The 3,368-nt window shown below is 51.5% G+C and carries 2 rRNA genes; both read right to left on the bottom strand.

The features are described 5' to 3' along the window. Positions 1–27: 27 nt before the first annotated feature. Positions 28–143: ribosomal RNA gene (gene rrf, locus J4E53_RS30205) — 5S ribosomal RNA — on the bottom strand. A gap of 170 nt (positions 144–313) precedes the next feature. Further along, positions 314–3,205: ribosomal RNA gene (locus tag J4E53_RS30200) — 23S ribosomal RNA — on the bottom strand. Positions 3,206–3,368 lie beyond the last annotated feature (163 nt).

Below are 3,368 nucleotides of genomic sequence, written 5' to 3'. Positions count from 1 at the left end.
TCAGCAGATAGGGGTTTCGGAATTTAATCTTGACGATGACCTACTCTCACATGGGGAAACCCCACACTACCATCGGCGATGCATCGTTTCACTTCTGAGTTCGGGATGGGATCAGGTGGTTCCAATGCTCTATGGTCGTCAAGAAATTCGGTAGCCAGCGCGTGCCTTGCGGTCACGTTCCAGCGAATGGGTATGCGATAGTTTGTGTGTTGCAATCGAGCGTCGCGAACTTTCGGTTCGTTTCGTCTTCACACACCGCAATCTGGTCTCGTTCGCCCTGGGGCTCGGAGTTTACAAATTGCTTGGGTGTTATATGGTCAAGCCTCACGGGCAATTAGTACAGGTTAGCTCAACGCCTCACAGCGCTTACACACCCTGCCTATCAACGTCGTAGTCTTCGACGGCCCTTCAGGGGACTCAAGGTCCCAGTGAGATCTCATCTTGAGGCAAGTTTCCCGCTTAGATGCTTTCAGCGGTTATCTTTTCCGAACATAGCTACCCGGCAATGCCACTGGCGTGACAACCGGAACACCAGAGGTTCGTCCACTCCGGTCCTCTCGTACTAGGAGCAGCCCCTCTCAAATCTCAAACGTCCACGGCAGATAGGGACCGAACTGTCTCACGACGTTCTAAACCCAGCTCGCGTACCACTTTAAATGGCGAACAGCCATACCCTTGGGACCGGCTTCAGCCCCAGGATGTGATGAGCCGACATCGAGGTGCCAAACACCGCCGTCGATATGAACTCTTGGGCGGTATCAGCCTGTTATCCCCGGAGTACCTTTTATCCGTTGAGCGATGGCCCTTCCATACAGAACCACCGGATCACTAAGACCTACTTTCGTACCTGCTCGACGTGTCTGTCTCGCAGTCAAGCGCGCTTTTGCCTTTATACTCTACGACCGATTTCCGACCGGTCTGAGCGCACCTTCGTACTCCTCCGTTACTCTTTAGGAGGAGACCGCCCCAGTCAAACTACCCACCATACACTGTCCTCGATCCGGATAACGGACCTGAGTTAGAACCTCAAAGTTGCCAGGGTGGTATTTCAAGGATGGCTCCACGCGAACTGGCGTCCACGCTTCAAAGCCTCCCACCTATCCTACACAAGCAAATTCAAAGTCCAGTGCAAAGCTATAGTAAAGGTTCACGGGGTCTTTCCGTCTAGCCGCGGATACACTGCATCTTCACAGCGATTTCAATTTCACTGAGTCTCGGGTGGAGACAGCGCCGCCATCGTTACGCCATTCGTGCAGGTCGGAACTTACCCGACAAGGAATTTCGCTACCTTAGGACCGTTATAGTTACGGCCGCCGTTTACCGGGGCTTCGATCAAGAGCTTCGCGTTAGCTAACCCCATCAATTAACCTTCCGGCACCGGGCAGGCGTCACACCCTATACGTCCACTTTCGTGTTTGCAGAGTGCTGTGTTTTTAATAAACAGTCGCAGCGGCCTGGTATCTTCGACCGGCGTGGGCTTACGCAGCAAGTGCTTCACCCTCACCGGCGCACCTTCTCCCGAAGTTACGGTGCCATTTTGCCTAGTTCCTTCACCCGAGTTCTCTCAAGCGCCTTGGTATTCTCTACCCAACCACCTGTGTCGGTTTGGGGTACGGTTCCTGGTTACCTGAAGCTTAGAAGCTTTTCTTGGAAGCATGGCATCAACCACTTCGTCACCCAAAGGGTAACTCGTCATCAGCTCTCGGCCTTAGAATCCCGGATTTACCTAAGATTCCAGCCTACCACCTTAAACTTGGACAACCAACGCCAAGCTGGCCTAGCCTTCTCCGTCCCTCCATCGCAATAACCAGAAGTACAGGAATATTAACCTGTTTTCCATCGACTACGCTTTTCAGCCTCGCCTTAGGGACCGACTAACCCTGCGTCGATTAACGTTGCGCAGGAAACCTTGGTCTTTCGGCGTGGGTGTTTTTCACACCCATTGTCGTTACTCATGTCAGCATTCGCACTTCTGATACCTCCAGCAAGCTTCTCAACTCACCTTCACAGGCTTACAGAACGCTCCTCTACCGCATCACTTGCGTGATACCCGTAGCTTCGGTGTATGGTTTGAGCCCCGTTACATCTTCCGCGCAGGCCGACTCGACTAGTGAGCTATTACGCTTTCTTTAAAGGGTGGCTGCTTCTAAGCCAACCTCCTAGCTGTCTAAGCCTTCCCACATCGTTTCCCACTTAACCATAACTTTGGGACCTTAGCTGACGGTCTGGGTTGTTTCCCTTTTCACGACGGACGTTAGCACCCGCCGTGTGTCTCCCATGCTCGGCACTTGTAGGTATTCGGAGTTTGCATCGGTTTGGTAAGTCGGGATGACCCCCTAGCCGAAACAGTGCTCTACCCCCTACAGTGATACATGAGGCGCTACCTAAATAGCTTTCGAGGAGAACCAGCTATCTCCGAGCTTGATTAGCCTTTCACTCCGATCCACAGGTCATCCGCTAACTTTTCAACGGTAGTCGGTTCGGTCCTCCAGTCAGTGTTACCTAACCTTCAACCTGCCCATGGATAGATCGCCCGGTTTCGGGTCTATTCCCAGCGACTAGACGCCCTATTAAGACTCGCTTTCGCTACGCCTCCCCTATTCGGTTAAGCTCGCCACTGAAAATAAGTCGCTGACCCATTATACAAAAGGTACGCAGTCACCCAACAAAGTGGGCTCCCACTGCTTGTACGCATACGGTTTCAGGATCTATTTCACTCCCCTCTCCGGGGTTCTTTTCGCCTTTCCCTCACGGTACTAGTTCACTATCGGTCAGTCAGTAGTATTTAGCCTTGGAGGATGGTCCCCCCATATTCAGACAAAGTTTCTCGTGCTCCGTCCTACTCGATTTCACTTCTAAGATCCTTTCGCGTACAGGGCTATCACCCACTATGGCCGCACTTTCCAGAGCGTTCCGCTAAAATCAAAGAAGCTTAAGGGCTAGTCCCCGTTCGCTCGCCACTACTAAGGGAATCTCGGTTGATTTCTTTTCCTCAGGGTACTTAGATGTTTCAGTTCCCCTGGTTCGCTTCTTGCACCTATGTATTCAGTACAAGATAACCATCTTATGATGGCTGGGTTCCCCCATTCAGACATCTCCGGATCACAGTCTGTTTGCCGACTCCCCGAAGCTTTTCGCAGGCTACCACGTCTTTCATCGCCTCTGACTGCCAAGGCATCCACCGTATGCGCTTCTTCACTTGACCATATAACCCCAAGCAATCTGGTTATACTGTGAAGACGACATTCGCCGAAAATTCGATCTTGCTCAAAGAGCAACTCACAAATTTTACCTTAGCCTGATCCGTTACCAGTGAAAGTAACGTTCAGTCTATCTTTCTATCACATACCCAAATTTTTAAAGAACGA

Source organism: Pseudomonas sp. FW305-28, from assembly GCF_017351395.1.
Classification (GTDB): Bacteria; Pseudomonadota; Gammaproteobacteria; order Pseudomonadales; family Pseudomonadaceae; genus Aquipseudomonas; species Aquipseudomonas fluorescens_AA.
Note: the sequence above shows the minus strand (reverse complement) of the source record. Positions and strands in the feature narration are given on the sequence as shown.